Raw genomic sequence first — 19,700 nt, forward strand, 5'->3', positions numbered from 1 at the left:
ACCGCCTCCCGTACTACGACGTTAAACCGTTTTAACCCAATTAGCCGCTTGCTCCCCGGCTAAGAGTCCAAAGATAATGATATCCGCCACCGCATTACCGCCGATACGATTAGCGCCATGAATGCCACCGACGACTTCTCCTGCCGCCCAGATACCCGCCAACGGGTGATTATGGGTATCCAGCACCTGTGCCTGAGTCGAGATGGCAATACCGCCCATGGTATGGTGAACACCGGGGGCTATCTTAATCGCGTAAAACGGCCCCTTATCCAACGGATGTCGTAATGCCGTGGTCCGACCAAACAGCGGATCTTGCTGCTGACGCACGCCTTGATTAAAGGTCTCTAGCGTCTGTGTCAGCACACTAGGATCCATACCGATCTGTGTCGCAAGATCGTCGACACTATCGCCTTGGATCACAAAACCTTTCGCGAGATATTCCTCTGCCGCTTTATTTTGGGATCTCACTTGCTCATCGAAGATGATCCACGCACTCTTCTCTGCCAAGCCAATGATCTGTGCAGATACCTTGTCACGGGTTTCCATTTCATTACAGAAACGAGCGCCCGCTTGTGAGACTAATATCGCCCCACCGCCACGAATCGATTCAGAGATAAGATAGGCACTTTTCTGCTCAACGGTAGGGTGAATTTGAATTTCCGCCATATCGACAGTCGCCGCACCAAGGTTTTGTAATAAGGTAATTCCGCTGCCTGTCGCGCCTTTATGGTTGGTGGTAACAAATCCTGTTAATTCAGGGCGGTAATGCTCAACCATCTTAGTGTTGGCACTAAAACCGCCGGTGGCGACGATAACCGCCTTGGTCTGCAAGATACGGCTTTCACCATACTCATCAACAACTCTCACCCCAGAGACCTTCCCTTGATGAAACTCAATATTATCGGCTTTAGTATCCAGTAGGACTTCGATGTGCCGCTGAGTAAGGTTTTTTACTAAACCGCTAATTAAAAATCCCCCCACTGCAGAGCGATCAGCCGGACGATGGGTACGGTCGATACTCATTCCACCAGTAATCGTGATATCGCTTAACACAATCTCCTGTTTAGCTAACCAATCAATGGCGTCTGGGGCCCTTTCCACAAATTGCTGCAGTAAATCGGGATTATTTTTAAATTTTCCCCCCTTCAAGGTCTCTTCATAGAAGCATGCTTTGGTATCTTGAATTCCTTTATCACGTTGATAACGGGTTTGCGCCGCATTCATCCCAACGGAGGCTTTTAGCGTATTGCCCCCAATTGTCGGCATACGTTCAACCACCACCACTTTTGCTCCTAAATCGTGGGCATTAATGGCAGCCGCTAATCCCGCTCCACCGCTACCGATTACGATGACGTCGTAATGTTCTAAACTGGCTGGATCAACCCCACTATCTTCTGCCCAGTGTTTCGTGGAGGTAGAGAGCGCGCGCGAGACTGCTTTTTTGAGGGCTTCGCTCTGCGTCGTTGCCCCAGCAATCGCATCGACATAAGGACTGTTCGCCACTAACATCCGGCTACGTAGTTGTTCAAAAGTCTGCGTAAAGTCGACATCCAGACTACTGTCCGGCTGTAAGCGAATATCAGTGATCCGATCGGTATCGAGTTGAACATCAATGATCAGTTTAAGTGCTTCCGCTTCCACTTTTTCATGATAGATCCCGGCTTTAAACTTCTTCCCTACATTTTGGACATCGCGGATCATGGCATCGACCAAGGAGAAGTGCCACAGTGGTTCAGGTATAAAGAGCGCCTCGCGTTGCGTACTCTCCATCTCCAGCGTTAAGGTCTCACCGGAATGCAGACGCTGCCACCAATCCGGATACACAATACAGGCCTTACCCACCGCTAACAGATCGTAGCCAGCAGCCAGGGCCTGATCGACATCCGATCGATTAACAATTCCCCCCACACCGATTACCGGAACTTTTGCTAAGCTTGAGGTGACTGATATCGCTTGCCGATACCGGGTGATGAGCGGCGTCTGATCCGTCAGATCAATAATCGATGATCGCGACCAATGTCCTACCGAGAAATGAACATAATCTAGCCCGCGTTGTGCGAGTTTTTCGAGCAGATAGAGGCTATCTTCAAAGGTAATCCCTGGTTTTTCCATCTCTTCAGGTGAAAAGCGATAACCGATAATAAAATCGTTAGCTTCGGCGCGATCGGCCATCTGATGGGCAATATCCAGCACGGCTAACGGAAAACGACTGCGTTTTTCCCGATCCCCTCCCCACTGATCTTGCCGCCGATTAGAATGTGGGGAAAAGAATTGCTGAATCAAATAAGTGTTTGCCCCGTGAATTTCTACCCCATCGAACCCCGCTTTGATCGCCCTATTTACGGCGTCACCAAATTTAGTAATCAGTACATCGATCTCTTGGCTGCTTAGTTCACGAGGGATCGTTGCACCTTCACGCGCTGCTGCGACAGCACTCGGCGCAACCGGTGTTTTACCCCCGATCAACTCCGGCTCAACCATCCGCCCACCGTGGTAGATCTGTAAGATCGCGAGCGCACCTTGTTGTCTAATCGCCCTAGCAATACGTGCCAGTCCTGGGATCTTTTTATCGCTATCAATCCCTAAAGCACCAGGAAACGCTGGCCCCAGTGGCTCGATAAAACAGCACTCGACGATGACTGCACCCAGTCCTTGTGCGCGCTTACCGTAGTACTCGACTAAATCTTGCGGCACGCTCCCGTCGAAAAAACCACTGCAGGTTGTCATAGGGGCCATAAAAAGTCTGTTTTTGACGGTTTGACCTTTTGGGAAACACAATGCGGTATTCAAAACGTTATTAAGATCCATTCGCGCTCCAGAGGCTATCGTTGCATGGCTAGAGAGTTATTTCCCCCACTATAAGTCGATGTGATTTCACTCCCCCTTCGTCTAGATCAAAGAACCGCTATAAATTGATAAATGAATACGTATCGGAAATAAGTTGAATACAAATTTAAACACGCCTTAACAAATAATTAACTAATTGATTTTTAAATCAATTCTATAAATTGATACCAAATTTGTTTAGGATCAAAAAATTAATAAACTTAATGCGAGCTTGAAAGGCACCCTTTTATCTTTTGATAGAAATCAACACCTCACTGAGTAAAAAATCGATGATGGTGAAGATAAATTCGACTGCATTCTCTCCTCCATCGATAGATTACTGAGTGATTATTCATGATTAAGGACAGTGAACAAAACGTATCTCCTGCTCCGCCCCCCGCGACAGGGCGAGCAAAAAAAACCATTATTTTTCTCCTTCCCGCGTTGATAGCGTTACTTTTATTAGTCACTCCTGTGCCAGAAGGCCTATCTCCCCATGCTTGGCACTTTTTTGCTATCTTCGCAGCGGTTATCGTTGGCTTGATCTTTGAGCCTTTGCCCGGCGCAGTGATCGGCCTAACGGGGATTGTTGTAGTGGCTATCTTCAACCAATGGTTATTGTTTAGCCCTGAACAACTGGCGGATCCGCAATTTAAAACGGCTAATCAAGCCTTTAAATGGGCAGTAAGCGGCTTTAGTAACTCAACAGTTTGGTTAATTTTTGGCGCATTTATGTTTGCCGCAGGCTATGACAAAACGAATTTAGGTCGACGCCTCGCCTTGATTTTAGTGAAATTTCTCGGCCGCCGCAGTCTGACCTTAGGCTATGCAACTACCTTCGCCGACTTATTGTTAGCCCCCTTTACGCCTTCTAATACAGCTCGCAGTGGTGGGACTATCTATCCGATTATTGCGAATCTCCCGCCCCTTTATGGCTCAAAACCCAATGACCCAAGCGCCCGTAAAATAGGCTCTTATTTGATGTGGGTCGCCATCACGGCAGCCTGTATTACTAGCTCGATGTTTTTATCTGCGCTGGCCCCCAATCTGCTTGCTTTAGCGCTGGTTAAAAGTGTGGTGGGCATTGATATTACGTGGGGAAAGTGGTTTTTAGCCTTCCTTCCTGTCGGAATTTTACTGATTGTCACCATGCCGCTTTTGGCTTACTGGCTCTATCCTCCCGAAGTGAAAGTTAATGAGGAAGTGCCGAAATGGGCAGCCAGTGAGCTCAAGAAGCTCGGCAGGATGTCACGTAATGAGATTTTACTGCTCTGCTTTGTCTGCTGTGCGTTACTGATGTGGATCTTCGCTGCGGCGTGGATCGAACCCGCAATGGCGGCGTTACTGGTTGTAGTATTAATGCTATGGACTGGTGTTCTGTCTTGGAACGATATCACCAGTAATAAACCGGCCTGGAATACCTTTGCTTGGTTCGCTACCCTAGTCGCCCTAGCGGATGGCTTGGCCAGAGTAGGCTTTATTCGCTGGTTAGGACAAGAGGCAGGACTGCTGTTAACAGGCATCAGTCCAACAGTTGCTACGGTTATGCTCTTTTTAGCTTTCTATTTACTCCACTACCTCTTCGCTAGCTCAACCGCGCATACCACTGCATTGCTCCCCGCAATTTTGACTATTGGTGCAGCAATTCCAGGTATCGATATGCCGATTTTCTGTCTATTACTAGTCACTTCTCTAGGCATTATGGGGATCATCACGCCTTACGGTACTGGGCCGAGTCCTATTTATTATGGCAGCGGCTATCTACCCACCAAGGACTACTGGAGACTAGGATCTATTTTTGGCGCTATTTTCTTACTCGCCTTACTGTTTATTGGGTATCCATGGATGAAGCTGATTTTCTAAATCCTAGCTATCACCTCACATCCCCATAAAAAAAAGGCATCCTAAGATGCCTCTTTTTTATTTACGCTTTCAAACTCGCTCCATGAGTACGAATCACGTCTTGATACCAGTAAAAACTTTTCTTCCGTGTTCTTGCTAAAGTGCCAGACCCATCGTCTTGACGGTCCACATAGATAAATCCATAGCGTTTACCGATCTCCGCTTTAGAGGCACTGATGAGATCAATCGGCCCCCATGAGGTATAGCCCAATACCTCGACGCCATCTTCTATTGCTTCGCGGACTTGGACTAGATGGTCATTCATGTAACTAATCCGGTAATCATCTTGGATTTGTCCCTGCTCATCAGGTTGATCTTTAGCACCAAACCCATTTTCGACAATAAAGAGGGGTTTTTGATAACGATCCCACAGTTCATTGAGTAAGGTACGCAGACCGACTGGGTCGATCTGCCACCCCCATTCGGATGCTTTCAGATGTGGGTTCGGCACCATATTGAGAATATTGCCACGTATTTTCTTATTCAACGCTTTATCGGCAGTTACGCAGCCGGTCATGTAATAACTAAATGAGATAAAGTCGACAGTTTGTTTGAGGATATGTTTATCTTCTTCCGTAATGATCACATCAATGCCTTTATCTCGGAAGTAGCGCAACATGTAGCCCGGGTACGCACCCCGGCATTGCACATCGCCGAAGAAGAGCCATTTACGATTTTCTTGAAGGGTTGCAAAGACATCATCGGGCTGGCAGCTCAGTGGATAGACTAAACCACCCAATAGCATATTACCGATTTTTGCGTCAGGAATGAGCAGGTGGCAGGCGCGAACAACTAGCGCACTGGCCACTAACTGATGATGGATAGCTTGGTAAACGTTACTTTCACTACAGCCTGCTTGTAGTCCCACACCGGTTAGTGGCGCATGGAGGGACATATTGATTTCGTTGAAGGTCAACCACCACTTCACTTTATCAGCATAACGCTTAAACACTACCTTAGCGTAGCGTTCAAAAAACGTAATCACTTCTCGATTTGCCCACCCACCGTATTCCGTGACCAAATGCCATGGCATCTCATAATGGGAAAGGGTAACCATTGCTTTGATTCCGTATTTCGCCAACTCATCAAATAATTTATCGTAATAAGCTAGACCCGCTTCACAAGGGGTTAACTCATCACCTTTAGGGAAAATTCGTGTCCAAGCAATTGAAACCCGAAGTATGCCAAACCCCATTTCGCTAAATAGTGCAATATCTTCAGGGTAACGGTGATAAAAATCGATAGCGATATCCTTAAGACTAAAATCTTGCCCCTTACGGTCTCGCACTTCACCGAAGATACCCTCAGGCTGCACATCCGAGGTCGAGAGCCCTTTTCCTCCTTCTTGCCAAGCTCCTTCTACTTGATTCGCCGCCACGGCTCCGCCCCACAAAAAATCGGTTGGAAACTGTTTCATTGTCATCTCCTTAACTTAGGCTGTAATAATTAATAAAGGCTGTTGCTCGGTCACTTCGCTGTCTGCTACACACTCCACGGTACTGAAATCGTCACTGTTGGTGACCAAAATCGGGGTCACTAATGAGAGTCCAGCATCAGTAATGGCTTGGCAGTTGAAGGTTAGAAGTAAATCTCCCGCGGTAATCTGATCGCCCTCTGCCACATGCAGGGTAAACGGCTCACCTGCCAGCTTGACGGTATCAATACCGACATGTATCAACACCTCGACCCCCTGCTCACTACGTAAGCCTAAGGCGTGTTTTGTGACGAAAAGGGATTCAACCGTGCCAGAAAAGGGGGCATGGACTTCGCCCTTATTAGGCAAGATAGCAATACCTTGGCCAAGCAATCCTCCGGCAAAAGTTGGATCGGGGATATCGGCCATGGCGATAACTTGACCAGTCATAGGGCTTAATAATGTGATGGTTTTTTCTGAAGCCGTAATGTGTGTGGGTAGTGATGACTCAGTCGTCGAGACCGCATTAGAGATCGCGATGTCGACCACTGGAGCAAGTTCGGTAAGCTGAGTACGACGTCCCCAAAAATAGGTGCCAAGACAGCCAACAAGTACCGCAACGGCGTTGCCGATAAAGGCTCCCCATACCGTGCTATCAATACCAGAAGGTGGAATAATTTGAATAAGCGTAAAAATATTGGCCAACCCGAAGGAGTAGGTATGGGTACCGACGAATCCGACGATAGCCCCGCCTAATGAACCCGCTATGCACCCAATAATAAAAGGTCGACGAAGTGGCAGGGTTAATCCATAGATTGCGGGTTCAGTCACCCCGAAAATCCCAGCAGAAAAAGAGGATCCTGCCAAAGCTTTTTGCCGAGGATCCTTCGTGTAGAAAAAGATCCCCAATACTGCACCAATCTGTCCCATTACAGCGGGTAAGATCATTGGTAGCATGGAATCTTGCCCAAAGACGACAAGGTTATTAAAGATTAGCGGTACAAGTCCCCAGTGCAGCCCAAATATGACACAGATCTGCCACGCTGCCCCCAATGCAGCGCCAGCTAACCAAGGCGCAAAGCGATAGATCACCTCATAGCCCTCAGCCAATAAATGGCTAAGCCAAGTCGCGAGAGGACCAATTCCTAAGAAGGTCAATGGCACAACAGTCGCCAGACAGATAACCGGCGTAAAAAAGCTACGTACTGCCAGAGGTAGTAAGGGTCTGATACGTTTTTCAATCGCACAACTTACCCACGAAGCTAAAATGATGGGGATAACTGAAGAACTATAATTGATAAAAACGACTGGTATACCGAGAAAATGTTCCGCAATTTCCCCTGTTTGGCTCGCTTCAAATGCCTTGATCATTAAAGGGTGAGTCAGTGCACCGCCAATTACCATTGTAATAAAAGGCGTTCCACCAAATTTTTGTCCTGCGGTATAACCGATAAACAGAGGGAAGAAGAAAAACAGTGCATCACTGGCCGCATACCAGATTTGATAGGTCCCGCTTTCAGTGTTCAATAGGTGGCAAGCCACCGCTAACGCGAGTAGCCCTTTCATGATACCCGAAGCGGCCATAACGCCAATAAAAGGGGTAAATATACCCGAGACGATGTCGATTAATCGCGCTAAAAGCGTCGATTTTTTCTCAGCGATTTCGGGTTTTATCTCGTTCGCCTCATCGGCCTCTAACCCAATGTTTGAAAACGACATTATTGCCTGATAGACATCGCCCACCTGATTACCAATCACGACTTGGAACTGTCCACCACTATCGACTACAGCGATGACCTCATCCAATGTTTTAAGACGCTCAGTCTCGGCAAGTTCAGGGTTCACTAATTTAAATCGTAGCCGCGTGGCACAGTGAACAAGACTGATAATATTCTTTTTACCGCCCACGCTTTCTATAATTTCTTTCGCGAGTGATTGATAATCCATTTATCCTCCAGTAATCGATGTCGACATTTAATTCCCTGTAAAAAAACAAAAAACCCGGGCCCCACCCTATTAAGGCGAGTCCCAGGTTTTGCCTACCGAAGTAGTAACAACCCTGTTAATTTACGATATTTTCTGTGCTTCTTTACGCAATTTCTCTATGTGTAGCGTTAGGAACAATAACTCTTCTGGTTGAATGTGATGTTGATAATGCTGTGATAAATGCTTACCCACCAACTCAGCGGCAGACCACGCTAATTGATACTGTTTATGAATGGTTTCAGTAAGTTCACTCTCTTCGCCTGTCACTCTTGTTCGCGCTAAACAGCGTTGCGCAAAAAATTTTAAGTGTGTGACAAACCGATGGTAGCTCAAACTTTTATCATCGTAATCAATGCTTAAGTGGTATTTAACCAGATTTAACATTTCTTGCATCAAGCGTGTGACTTGGGTGACTTCTTGCATGTCGCCTTTTAACTGAGCAGTGACAAAATGCAGTGTAATAAAACCAGCCTCATCCAACGGCAACACAACCCCTAGCCTTTGCTCGATAATTTTTAACGCCATCACAGCAACTTGATATTCTTCGGGGTAGAGATGTTGGGTCTCCCACAACAAGCGATTATGGATAACAGTACCGTTTCGTTTTCGCTCTAACGCGCCGAAGCAGTGATCAGCCAGTGAGATAAAGAGGCTCTCTTGTAAAGGTCCAAGCTGCTGGCGGGCATAGGTAACGATCCGGTCGCAAGCAAGTAATACATTTAGTGGGATTTGCTGAATCAGCTCGACAAAATGGTCAAATAAGGGATTATTTTGCCGAGCGAAGACTTTCTCAATTTTGCTGCGATCGATACTGTCGCCACAACGTTTATTGAAGGCGATACCTCGACCCATCATAATCTGCTCATCCTTTGAGCCTTGTTGAACAATCACAACATTATTGTTCAATATTTTGACAATCTTCATCTCGCTCCTTTACCCCACTTGAGGCAATCTGTCAGAGTCGACAGTGTGCCTCAAGATGATTATCGGTAAAACGTGAGATAGATCGCCAGAATCGCCTCTTTTAATTAAATACCTTGTCTTAGGGCAATAAAAAATCTGATCGCTGTAGCGCGTATAGGAGATGTTCAGCTAAAGGATGCTCCGCCGGAATATGAGGATGCTTGAAAGTGCGCTGTCGAGTCATATTCAATCGCTGCATTAAGCGCTCAGAGCGATGGTTATGCACAGAGGTAAATGCTACCACTTGCTGTAAGCTTAAGTTTTCAAAAGCGAATTGTAGCACTCGTTCGGCCGCTTCTGTCGCTAATCCCTGAGACCAGCACGACGAAGAGAATCGCCAACCGATTTCGACACAAGGAGAAAAAGAGAATTTATTAGGTTGCTCATGAAGACCACAAAAGCCGATAAATTGGGCCGTCGATTTCAACTCAACGGCCCAGAATCCCCAGCCTTTACGCTGAATGATGAGTCGAAATTTTTTCGCCAGTTCATCACTTTGTGCAGCGCTCAATGGATTCATAAAAAAACGCATCACTTCCGGATCTTGATTCATTTCTTGAAAAGGGATCAAATCGGAGGTCTGCCACTGCCGTAATAGTAAACGTTCTGTTTCAAGCTGCATTAACACCCCCTTAATGTCGATCGTCTTCTAAGTTTAGAAAATGAATGATTTATGGGTTATTAATACCTCAAAATTCAGAAATTTCATACTAGTAGCTTAGCGTTTACGGTTGAAGTTCACCTCGAAGGTATACGCAATTTTGTTGAAAGTCCTTTGGGTGATCAATGATAGATTCAAAAAGCGCATTGAAATACGATGACTAAATTCTGGATGCTCTGCTAAAGGCTCTTCGACAGGGTTGATGGAGATCACTTCAACATTGACCTTATACTCCCCATACTCACCAAGATTTAAGTCGGCTTTTTTAAAGACAGCCCCTTCTTTAAACGCTGAATTCGGCAGTCCGCGGCTATAAATGCCTATGCCACCTGTGGAAAAATTATCGACAAAAAAGCGGTGCAGTTCCACGTGGCCAGGCAGATGGATAGCAATCGAAAAGGCTTCTTTTAACGGTACCGGTACGCGTAAGTTAAGGCGACGCTGAATATAAGAAAACGTGGGTACCAGCTCAGCTAACCACTGCTGCTGACCCTGCTGCTCGACTTCCATCACATTAGTGATGCTAAAAATAATTTTCGCTTCACTCCCTTCCGCCACCAGCGTTATGGGCGACGGCGCACAGGAATTTGTAGAGTGCGGCAGTAGTCGGATACGACTCCCTTCCATCCTAACTAAGGTGAAGTTTTGCTTGTCATCATCCAAAGCGGCTAAAACTAAAGCCTGTTGCTGCTTTTGAAATGTTCGCAATATTGATGCAAGTTCAAATCGGTCTTCACGTAATGAAGACGATTCAGATTCAGCATTTGTCATAAATGGCATCCTTTAAGGCAAACATGCGATCTAATGAGATGTAATCAAGCACTACTCTCAGAAAGAGGTTAGCGATCAACCGATTAATTGTTCATTTTTTTAAATATTAGCATGGCTTAACCTCACAATCGACGAGTATCCCTTATCGTCAAAATACTCTTGTCTATTTATTCACCGCGTAGTAAAAAATTGATAATTAGTTCAATACCATAGATAAAAATTGTGATCTTAATCACGTTATAATTTTTTTATAGTGCCGCAAAGGCCCCTTTTTAAGGGTAAAATCCTTGCCGACAAACAGGGTATTAATTTTTTACTGACTGTTACGATCTTGTGGGACTCAATTTTTCGCGTTTTACATCCTCGATGAGCAAATAATAATGAAATATAAATCACTGATAGCCGCCACAGCATTAGCCACGACCGTAGCAACCTCCGCTTGGGCAGATGATTCTTCTGAATACCTTTCAGATTGGTGGCACCAAAGTGTCAACGTTGTGGGAAGCTACCACACGAGGTTTGGCCCTCATCCTAATAACGATATCTACCTAGAATATGAGGCCTTTGCTCATAAAGATTGGTTCGACTTTTATGGTTATATCGATGTTCCTAAATTTTTTGGCGTCGGGAACGCAAACGATGTCGGTATCTGGGATAAAGGCAAAGGTTCGCCACTCTTCATGGAAATCGAACCTCGCTTCTCCATTGATAAGTTAACTGATACTGATCTCAGTATCGGCCCGATCAAACAGTGGTATTTCGCCAACAACTATATCTATGATATGGGGCCTAACGATAAAAATCGCCAAAACACTTGGTACATGGGGTTAGGAACTGATATCGACACCGGCACGAAGCTCTCACTTTCGTTAAACGTCTATGCTAAGTACCAATGGGAAAACTATGGTGCGGATAATGAAGATAGCTGGGACGGCTATCGTTTTAAAGTGAAGTATATGTACCCGATCACAACGCTTTGGGGCGGTAATTTAGCCTATATTGGTTTTACCAACTTCGATTGGGGCTCTGATCTCGGTAATAACAGCACCGTACGGACCAAAAACTCTATCGCTTCTAGCCATATCTTAGCCCTGAGCTATGCGCATTGGCATTACTCTTTCGTCGCCCGTTACTTCCATAACGGCGGCCAATGGGAAGGCAGTGCTGATCTGGGCGGCTCGCGCACCAACAATACTGGCTGGGGTTATTACCTTGTCGCGGGTTATAGTTTCTAATTGCTAACCCCTTTCTTGAAAACCACCCTTCACGGGTGGTTTTTTTATCATCATTCTACAGAAATTACTGATCCTGCTGGTCAACTTACTTTATGCTGGATAAACATGGGAACTCATCCTAATTAAAAAAATAATTTTTACTGCAAACAGACTGTGAATGGAAACCTGCTAATGACTGTTGATTATGCTGTACCTCCGCCCTCCACCATCGCCGCCCGTATTGATGCATTACCTGCTTCGCGTCCGCTCTGGATCTTTATTAGCCTTTTAGCTCTCGGCGGTTTTTTTGAACTCTTTGACCTATTTGAAACCGGTTACATCAGTAGCGGGTTAGTCGCAGATCATATTTTTCATGTGGGCCAAGAGGGGCTTTTGGGGATCTCCGATCAGGCCGCTTTCGCCTCCGTGACCTTTCTGGGCTTATTCGTTGGCGCAAGTCTCCTCGCACCGTTCGCTGACCGATATGGCCGACGATTAACCTTTATGTTCGCACTCGGTTGGTATGGCTTTTTCTCGCTACTTATGGCATTTCAGCAAAGTAGCGAAGGAATATTATTATGTCGTTTTTTAGTCGGGATTGGACTTGGCGTTGAGTTAGTGACCATCGACACTTATCTCGCGGAGTGGACCCCTGCTCGCCTAAGGAGTAAAGCCTTTGCTTTTGCTTTCTTTGTGCAATTTCTCTCAGTACCTGCCGTTGCACTCCTTTCATGGTGGCTAATTCCTCAACAATGGTTGGGTATGGCAGGATGGCGATGGGTAATTATTATTGGCGCATTGTGCTCACTCATTGTTTGGCTGGTCAGACGACAACTTCCTGAATCACCCCGTTGGTTGATGGAAAAAAATCAAGTTCAAGCGGCTCATCGCATTATGATGGAGATGGAGAAACGCTGTGGTGCGCTAATTAATACTGAGCTACCGCTTCCCTCTTCTCAAAGTAAACCCAAAGGAAAGTTTCGCGATATTTGGTCAGCGAAATGGCGCAAACGCACATTTATGTTGATGGTGATGAATTTCTTTCAAGCTATTGGCTTTTTTGGCTTTGGTAACTGGCTACCGACTCTGCTATCCGGAAAAGGAGCGTCCCTATCACACAGCTTGGGCTACTCTTTTTTGATTACGCTAGCCTATCCCTTAGGGTCACTGCTTTGTTCACTTTATGCCGATAAATTTGAAAATAAGTGGCAGATTGTTGCGGCATCATTGATGACGGTAATTTGTGGAACAGGCTTCGCCTTAACCCACCAGTCTTGGCTGATGATCGTTTGTGGTTTTCTGATCACCTATTCTAATGCTTGGTTAACCTACAGCTACCATGCGTATCAAACAGAGATCTTTCCAACAGCCATCCGCGCTCGCGCGGTCGGTTTTTGCTACTCCTTCAGCCGCCTTTCCACCGCCCTCAGTAGCCTACTAATTGGAGTTATTTTGACCTCAGCTGGTAGTAGCGCCGTGGTATTATTTATCGTCTTTAGTATGTTAATGGTCGTACTATCAGTTTCAATTTACGGCCCAACCACCCGCGGGAAAGACTTGGAAGATATTTAAAAAAAAACGCGGTAACCCTCAGGATTACCGCGTTTTTATGATTGAAAAACGATTATTGGCGTTTTTCTAGGATTTCAATGCTATGACTTCCCTGCTGACCCTTTACATCATCTTGTTTACGGATCTTCGCTACATCACTGGCGGATACTGTTGATGATTGCGTATTCCCCCAACTAGTGCGTACAAAGTTAACTAAGTCAGCAACCTGCTGATCGTTCATCCGCCAACCAAAAGCAGGCATAGTGATCGTGGAAGGTGCCCCTGCAACTGCCGGTAAGCGTGCACCCGTTAAGATGATATGAATCAGCGAAGTAGGGTCGTCAGCTAAGATAACTGGATTACCCTTCAGTTGTGGGAAGAAGCGTTTGTAGCCAGTCCCATCAGTCTTATGGCAAGCCGCACAGCTATCAACATATTCACTGGCTCCCGGTTGCTGATCATTACCTTTCCACAGCGCCTTCGCGACAGTATCGTCTGCAGTAAAGGGTTTTTGATTAGGATTTTGCGGAGCCAAGGTTTTCAAATAGCGCGCAATAGCCGTGATATCCGCATCAGTCAGATATTGAAGACTATGCTCGACAACATCGGTCATCCCCCCAAAGACAGCAGTTTGGTCATTACGACCATAACGGAGGAATTGCTCAAGATCTTGCTGACTCCAGCGCCCCAGCCCGTCACGATTATCACCACGCAAGTTACTAGCTGTCCATCCATCAATCGGTGAGCTGCTACCAGCAAGATACGTAGTGTTATCTTGTCCATTAAGCACTTTCTCTTGCATGGTGATGCTACGTGGTGTGTGGCAAGCACCGCAGTGCGCTAAGCCTTCAACCAAATAACGACCACGATTAATACTTGCGTCATCCTGAGAGGTTGGCTCAAAAGCTTTCACTTCCGGTGCAAACATCTTGCGCCAAATCGCAAGCGGCCAACGCATCGACAGCGGCCACGGGATATCGGTCGCTTTATTCGCTTGATCGACGGCCGGAACGCCCTGCATGAAGTAAGCATACAGCGCATGCATATCTTCATCGCTCACCACTGCATAGGAAGGATAAGGCATAGCCGGATAAAGTGTATCACCGGTTTTAGCTATCCCTTGACGGACAGCCTTCTGGAAGTCGTCATAGCTGTAATCACCAATCCCCGTCTGCTTGTCTGGCGTGATATTCGTACTGTAAATCGTACCAATCGGCGTTGCCATCGCCAGTCCACCGGCAAAAGGTTTCCCCCCTTTCGCAGTATGACAAGCAACACAGTCACCGGCTCGCGCTAAGTACTCACCTCGTTTCACCAGCTCAGCCGAGCTTTCGGCTAACGCACTAAAAGAAACGAACGCTAACACTAGTGTTAAAAAAGTCTTTTTCATTCGCCTCTCCTTATGCCTGAACCAGTGGGCCTGGGTTCTTGAGATAGACCTCACGAATGGTTTTCGCGGACCAATAGGTCAGGGCGGCAACCAATCCAGTTGGGTTATAACCAAGTCCTTGTGGGAACGCTGAGGCGCCCGGGACGAAGACGTTATGCACGTCCCAGCTTTGCAGGTAACGGTTAATGGCACTGGTCGAGGGATTTTCACCCATGATAGCGCCACCATTCATATGGGTTGTCTGATAGGAGGTGGTATCGAAATGCGCACCCTCTTTTTTCGCTGCCCCTAAGATCGCTTTCGGGTTCATGGCTTCGGCAATTTTATGCATCTTTGACACCATAAACTGGGCCATTTTGATATCGTTCTCTTGCCAATCAAATGTCATGCGAAGCAGCGGCTGCCCATGGATATCTTTGTAGTTAGGGTCGAGGTCTAAATAGTTATTGCGGTATGACTGGTGGGCTCCATGGGCATCCATTGAGACATGGTGAGTGTAAGTATCCGCGACAGCGGCTTTCCACTCGCTTCCCCATGCTGGTGTACCCGCTGGCACGGGAAGCCCAGAAATCGGTTTCACGCCAGCTTGGTTTACCCAGAAAGGCGATCCACCAACAAAGCCGTGCGGCCCATGGTCGAAGTTATCAGCATTGAAGTCATCAATAGCGACCCCTGCACCACCAGCTCCGATGAACGGATTGGTCGTTGTGTTCTTATCGAACAAGGCTTTAAGGGTCGACATGTTTTGATAAGCAAAGTTACGACCAACCACCCCTTCATTAGTGATCGGGTTGTAGGGCTTACCAATACCGGACAATAACATCAAGTGAACGTTGTGGAATTGGAATGCAGAAAGAATCACTAAATCAGCAGGTTGGATCTGTTCACGACCTTGTGCATCGACATAAGTGACACCTGTTGCGCGCTTTTTATCGTCGGTCAGGTTAACTTTCAGGACATAGGAGTCGTTACGCAGCTCAAATTTAGGCTCTTGGCGAAGCGCAGGTAAAATATTGACGTTAGGCGAAGCTTTAGAGTACATGTAACAGGCATAACCACTGCAATAACCGCAGAAGTTACAAGGTCCCATTTGCGCACCGTAAGTATTGGTGTAAGGCCCAGAAGTGTTTGCTGAAGGCATGTCATACGGATGATAACCAACCGCTTCGGCAGCTTTATAAAATAGCTGTGCCGAATAAGTTCTTTTCTGGGCGGGCAATGGGAAATCTTGCGAGCGATCCCCCGCAAAAGGGTTGCCCCCTTTATCTTTCCCCACAACGTTACCTTTAATCGACCAAGCGGTACCTGAAGTGCCAAATACTTTTTCTGATTGATCAAAGAAGGGTTCTAGTTCGTCGTAAGTCACACCAAAATCTTGGATCGTCATCCCTTCAGGGATAAAGTTTTTACCATAGCGTTCTTCGTAATGGCTACGCAGGCGTAATTCCGCTGGATCGACCCGAAAATGAACGCCCGACCAGTGCAATCCTGCGCCACCCGTTCCCGTACCGGGTAAGAACGCGGCTAGCTGACGATAAGGCACAGCAGTTTGCGAAGGATTGTGACGAATAGTGACGGTGCTTTTCGATAGGTCTTGGAAAAGTTTTTTACGAACGTTATAAGTCAATTCGTCTATCGATTGTGGGTAAGCGCCATCGGGATAGGTATCACGATGTGGACCACGCTCCAGTGCGACCACGTTTAGGCCCGCTTCGGTTAATTCTTTAGCCATAATCGCTCCCGCCCAACCGAAGCCGACGATTACCGCATCTACTTTTTTCTGTTCATTAGCCATAATTAACTTCTCTCACCCCGAATCGATACTGGTGGTAATGGATAGCGTTCACCGCGCTCCACCCAATCCATAAAGTCTGCACGCGCGCCTGGGAAATTAATTAATTTCCATCCCACCAATCCTTGGTTTCCACCATGAATAGGGTCGCTAAAGAAGCCTTCGCGGGTATTTTGCAGTAGGAATGAGAAGAAGGTTTTTGACGGCAGCTGTTGAAAGTTCACGTTGCCGCTTTCTAAGGCTTTAAGAAATTCAATTTGTTGCGCTGCGCTGAGATCCGCAAAAATCTTACCGTATTGCTGCTGGCTTTGATGATTCGCCTCGGCAATCCCCAGTCGATAAATTTGCTGCGGGACTAAAGGCAGCTGATAGCCAAACTCTTTATCCACATCGGGAGTGAAGGGCCCCTGCATGTACCAGTTTGAGCCAGTAGCATAGGGGGTATTCATTTGGCGATCGATATACTCGGGAACACCGGCTTCCAAAGCACCTGGGCCACGCTCATCTTTCGGGATCAGTTGCGTTACCGCAGCCGTAATAAATGCGAACTCTTCAGCTGTAAACCAAGAGGGCTGGTAATCCCTTGCCTGTGAGTGGGCTGAGCCAGTGTTATCTGCGGCTAAGACACTTCGACTTTCTAGTGCCCCTATTCCTGCTGTTCCGACAGCCATGGCTGGCGCGATAGCGATAGTTCTCAGCAGAAAATCACGGCGAGACTGGCCGTTTTTTTGTTCTGACATGACATTGCCTTAATACTGCAAATAATGCAGCATGAAAAATTGGAAGATAGCGTGACGGTCTTGTTCGGTAACACTGTCAAATTTTTATAAGGTGGTTACCGGTAACAATTAAATTGTAACACAGTTAAGTAACATCAAAAATCATATCTACTTATTTTTTGTGACTAGATTTAACATCTTGTCATCAGAATATGTTTTTAAATCGCCAGTAAGTTCTTTCTCCAGTCGGTTAAACTAGTATAGTCGTCGTAGGAGTAAATTTTCAGGGAGTTATCATGTTTAAGTGTTATTTCCCACGTCCACTGCTCTTTTTCATTAGTGCAGCCATTTGGAGTTTGGTCGTGGTCCTATTTTGGTTCGGTGTCGCCGCACAGCTGCCAACCCATTTCCCGTCACTCGCCAAGGGATTTCTTTCACCATTGCCGACAACTGTCGCGCGGTTCTGGCAACTCAGTTACCTCTGGTTCTATCTCTATTTCTGGGCAGCTGTCGCCCTTTTTGCCGTGGTATGGCGTTTGATTGATAACCATCCTTGGCAACGTTGGTCCGTTTGGGGATTGGCTCTCATCATTTTTTCAACGTGGTTTAGTGTGCAAGTTGGGGTGGCGATCAATGCCTGGTATGCTCCCTTTGGCGACCTTATCCAAAAAGCCCTTGGTAAAGCTGGGTCGGTAAAAATTGAAGATTTTTATCAGCAAATCTATGCGTTTCTTGGTATTGCTTTAGTCGCCGTAGTAGTCGGTGTATTGAATAACTTCTTTGTCAGCCATTGGGTGTTTCGTTGGCGTACCGCGATGAATAACTTCTTTATGGCGAATTGGGGTAAATTGCGGCATGTTGAAGGTGCCTCCCAGCGGGTGCAAGAAGATACGATGCGTTTTGCTGATACCTTAGAGAGCTGGGGCGTGAGCTTATTGCAAGCAATTATGACGTTGATCGCATTTCTACCCATCTTGGCACAACTCTCCGTACACGTTAAATCGGTGCCGATTATCGGCGATATTCCCTATGCTCTGGTTATTATTGCCATTGTGTGGTCGCTGTTTGGGACAGCTTTGCTAGCGGTAGTTGGCATAAAACTTCCGGGACTCTCCTTCAAAAATCAACGAGTAGAAGCGGCCTATCGTAAAGAGTTAGTGTATGGTGAAGATGACGCAAGTCGGGCAACGCCACCGACGGTGAAAGCGCTTTATAATCAGGTGCGCTATAACTACTTTCGTCTCTACTTCCATTATCTCTATTTCAATATTACCCGTATTCTCTATCTGCAAGTCGATAATATTTTTGGCTTATTCGTTCTCTTCCCCGCGATTGTTGCCGGGACGATCACCTTAGGATTAATGAATCAAATCTCTAACGTGTTTGATCAAGTGCGATCATCGTTCCAATATTTGATCAATTCGTGGTCCACGTTAGTTGAATTGATGTCAATCTATAAGCGTCTTCATAGTTTTGAGATGATCCTCAAGGATAAGTCTCATCGTGACATCATCACTGATGCCTCAGACTCGTGAATGATAAAGGAAAGGTGAGATACCTCACCTTTTTTATCCCCTAATGAGGAAGAAGATAATGAAACGCGTTACTTCGGTTCTTGTGGCTTCGTTAATCACAGTAGGCTTTTCGTGCAGCGCCTTCTCTTTTGCCCAGACGATAAAAACCCTTAACATCAGTCAGATTCGCCCCACACAACCCGCGATTGGTGACGACGAAGTAAATTATAAAGTCGCCAAATTACAAAGTGATCATCAGGAGTTATTCGACGAATACTGTGAAGATATAGGAGCGAAAGGTGTTAAAACTTTCGATAACCAATCATCTCTCGCACAACCCTCTAGCTTTAGCTGCCTTGTGGCTCCCGGTACTGACGCGGAGGATGTAAAAAGCGCCGTTATTGCACCAGACCATCATGTTTACCTTACCGACGGCCACCACACGGTATCGACCTTTCGAGCGCTAGCTAATAATCAGGATTTTCCGTTCGTGGTCCGCATAACTGACGACTTTAGTCATCTAGCGTCGATGGACCTCTTCTGGAAAACGATGCAACAACAGCATTTGACCTGGCTTGAAGATCCACAAGGGCAACCAGTCACTCCTGCTCAGTTACCTCATCAGGTCAGTTTACAAGCCATGCAGAACGATCCTTACCGGTCAGTGGTCTATTTCTTACGTGGCATCGCCTATGATAAACCTGATCAAGCACCACCGTTCTTAGAGTTCTACCTAGGTAGCTGGCTTCGCTCTCAGCAGCCTGTGGATACTCAGCAGCTATCGACAAAAGCTGGCTATATGACTTATCTACAACAAGCCGCCACACGCTTAGTTGCCGCGCAAGGGAGTCAACATTCTACCGATAAAGCAGACTCTCCAACTTTATCGCAGTTAGGACAACGTAAAACCGTTAACGAGAAGAAGCTGGCTAAATTAGCCGAACCGGGCGGGAAGTTATCACTCTTGTTCAAAGAGTGATAACGGAAGAAAGGCCTC

Annotated in this window: 14 protein-coding genes; 5 read left to right on the plus strand and 9 right to left on the minus strand. The window is 46.4% G+C overall.

The window, feature by feature from the left end; all coding sequences use genetic code 11:
• Positions 1 to 21 precede the first annotated feature (21 nt).
• Positions 22 to 2,808: a flavocytochrome c gene (locus QJR74_RS12765; RefSeq protein ID WP_304372192.1), complete on the minus strand. Its 2,787-nt coding sequence runs from the start codon at positions 2,806 to 2,808 to the stop codon at positions 22 to 24.
• Between the two features lie 372 nt (positions 2,809 to 3,180).
• On the opposite strand from QJR74_RS12765, the gene QJR74_RS12770 reads away from it, so the two are divergent.
• Complete coding sequence (locus QJR74_RS12770; protein WP_304372193.1) at positions 3,181 to 4,689, plus strand: anion permease; 1,509 nt, start codon at positions 3,181 to 3,183, stop codon at positions 4,687 to 4,689.
• 61 nt (positions 4,690 to 4,750) lie between these two features.
• Here QJR74_RS12770 and QJR74_RS12775 read toward each other — a convergent pair whose 3' ends face one another.
• From QJR74_RS12775 to QJR74_RS12795, 5 genes are all read right to left on the minus strand, one after another.
• Positions 4,751 to 6,145 carry a glycoside hydrolase family 1 protein gene (locus tag QJR74_RS12775; RefSeq protein WP_304372194.1) on the minus strand — a complete coding sequence of 465 codons (1,395 nt, stop codon included), beginning with the start codon at positions 6,143 to 6,145 and terminating at the stop codon, positions 4,751 to 4,753.
• Between the two features lie 15 nt (positions 6,146 to 6,160).
• A complete protein-coding gene (gene bglF / locus QJR74_RS12780; RefSeq protein WP_304372195.1) occupies positions 6,161 to 8,089 on the minus strand; it encodes a PTS beta-glucoside transporter subunit IIABC in 1,929 nt (642 codons plus the stop codon).
• Positions 8,090 to 8,209: 120 nt separating this feature from the next.
• Complete coding sequence (gene licT, locus QJR74_RS12785) at positions 8,210 to 9,052, minus strand: BglG family transcription antiterminator LicT (RefSeq protein ID WP_304372196.1); 843 nt, start codon at positions 9,050 to 9,052, stop codon at positions 8,210 to 8,212.
• A 118-nt stretch (positions 9,053 to 9,170) separates the two neighbouring features.
• The gene (locus tag QJR74_RS12790) at positions 9,171 to 9,713 is read right to left on the minus strand and encodes a GNAT family N-acetyltransferase (RefSeq protein WP_304372197.1); all 543 of its coding nucleotides are present in this window, start codon (positions 9,711 to 9,713) and stop codon (positions 9,171 to 9,173) included.
• 96 nt (positions 9,714 to 9,809) lie between these two features.
• Complete coding sequence (locus tag QJR74_RS12795) at positions 9,810 to 10,523, minus strand: hypothetical protein (protein WP_304372198.1); 714 nt, start codon at positions 10,521 to 10,523, stop codon at positions 9,810 to 9,812.
• 380 nt (positions 10,524 to 10,903) lie between these two features.
• On the opposite strand from QJR74_RS12795, the gene QJR74_RS12800 reads away from it, so the two are divergent.
• Both QJR74_RS12800 and QJR74_RS12805 read left to right on the plus strand, forming a co-directional pair.
• Positions 10,904 to 11,758 carry a nucleoside-specific channel-forming protein Tsx gene (locus QJR74_RS12800; RefSeq protein WP_304372199.1) on the plus strand — a complete coding sequence of 285 codons (855 nt, stop codon included), beginning with the start codon at positions 10,904 to 10,906 and terminating at the stop codon, positions 11,756 to 11,758.
• A 171-nt stretch (positions 11,759 to 11,929) separates the two neighbouring features.
• The gene (locus QJR74_RS12805; protein WP_304372200.1) at positions 11,930 to 13,309 is read left to right on the plus strand and encodes an MFS transporter; all 1,380 of its coding nucleotides are present in this window, start codon (positions 11,930 to 11,932) and stop codon (positions 13,307 to 13,309) included.
• A 52-nt stretch (positions 13,310 to 13,361) separates the two neighbouring features.
• On the opposite strand, the gene QJR74_RS12810 is transcribed toward QJR74_RS12805, so the two are convergent.
• The 3 genes from QJR74_RS12810 to QJR74_RS12820 are packed head-to-tail and all read right to left on the minus strand — an operon-like array spanning position 13,362 to position 17,210.
• Positions 13,362 to 14,678, minus strand: a complete 1,317-nt coding sequence (locus tag QJR74_RS12810) for a c-type cytochrome (RefSeq protein ID WP_304372201.1) — start codon at positions 14,676 to 14,678, stop codon at positions 13,362 to 13,364.
• A 10-nt stretch (positions 14,679 to 14,688) separates the two neighbouring features.
• Positions 14,689 to 16,473 (minus strand): GMC family oxidoreductase, encoded by a 1,785-nt coding sequence (locus tag QJR74_RS12815; protein ID WP_304372202.1) that lies wholly within the window; start codon positions 16,471 to 16,473, stop codon positions 14,689 to 14,691.
• Between the two features lie 2 nt (positions 16,474 to 16,475).
• Positions 16,476 to 17,210, minus strand: coding sequence for a gluconate 2-dehydrogenase subunit 3 family protein (locus QJR74_RS12820; RefSeq protein ID WP_304372203.1), 735 nt, complete (start codon positions 17,208 to 17,210; stop codon positions 16,476 to 16,478).
• 275 nt (positions 17,211 to 17,485) lie between these two features.
• Here QJR74_RS12820 and sbmA point away from each other — a divergent pair, with 275 nt between their 5' ends.
• Both sbmA and QJR74_RS12830 read left to right on the plus strand, forming a co-directional pair.
• Positions 17,486 to 18,724 (plus strand): peptide antibiotic transporter SbmA, encoded by a 1,239-nt coding sequence (gene sbmA / locus QJR74_RS12825; RefSeq protein ID WP_304372204.1) that lies wholly within the window; start codon positions 17,486 to 17,488, stop codon positions 18,722 to 18,724.
• Positions 18,725 to 18,782: 58 nt separating this feature from the next.
• The gene (locus QJR74_RS12830; protein ID WP_304372205.1) at positions 18,783 to 19,682 is read left to right on the plus strand and encodes a ParB/Srx family N-terminal domain-containing protein; all 900 of its coding nucleotides are present in this window, start codon (positions 18,783 to 18,785) and stop codon (positions 19,680 to 19,682) included.
• Positions 19,683 to 19,700: the final 18 nt, after the last annotated feature.

This window comes from Tatumella ptyseos (assembly GCF_030552895.1).
GTDB classification, from domain to species: domain Bacteria; phylum Pseudomonadota; class Gammaproteobacteria; order Enterobacterales; family Enterobacteriaceae; genus Rosenbergiella; species Rosenbergiella ptyseos_A.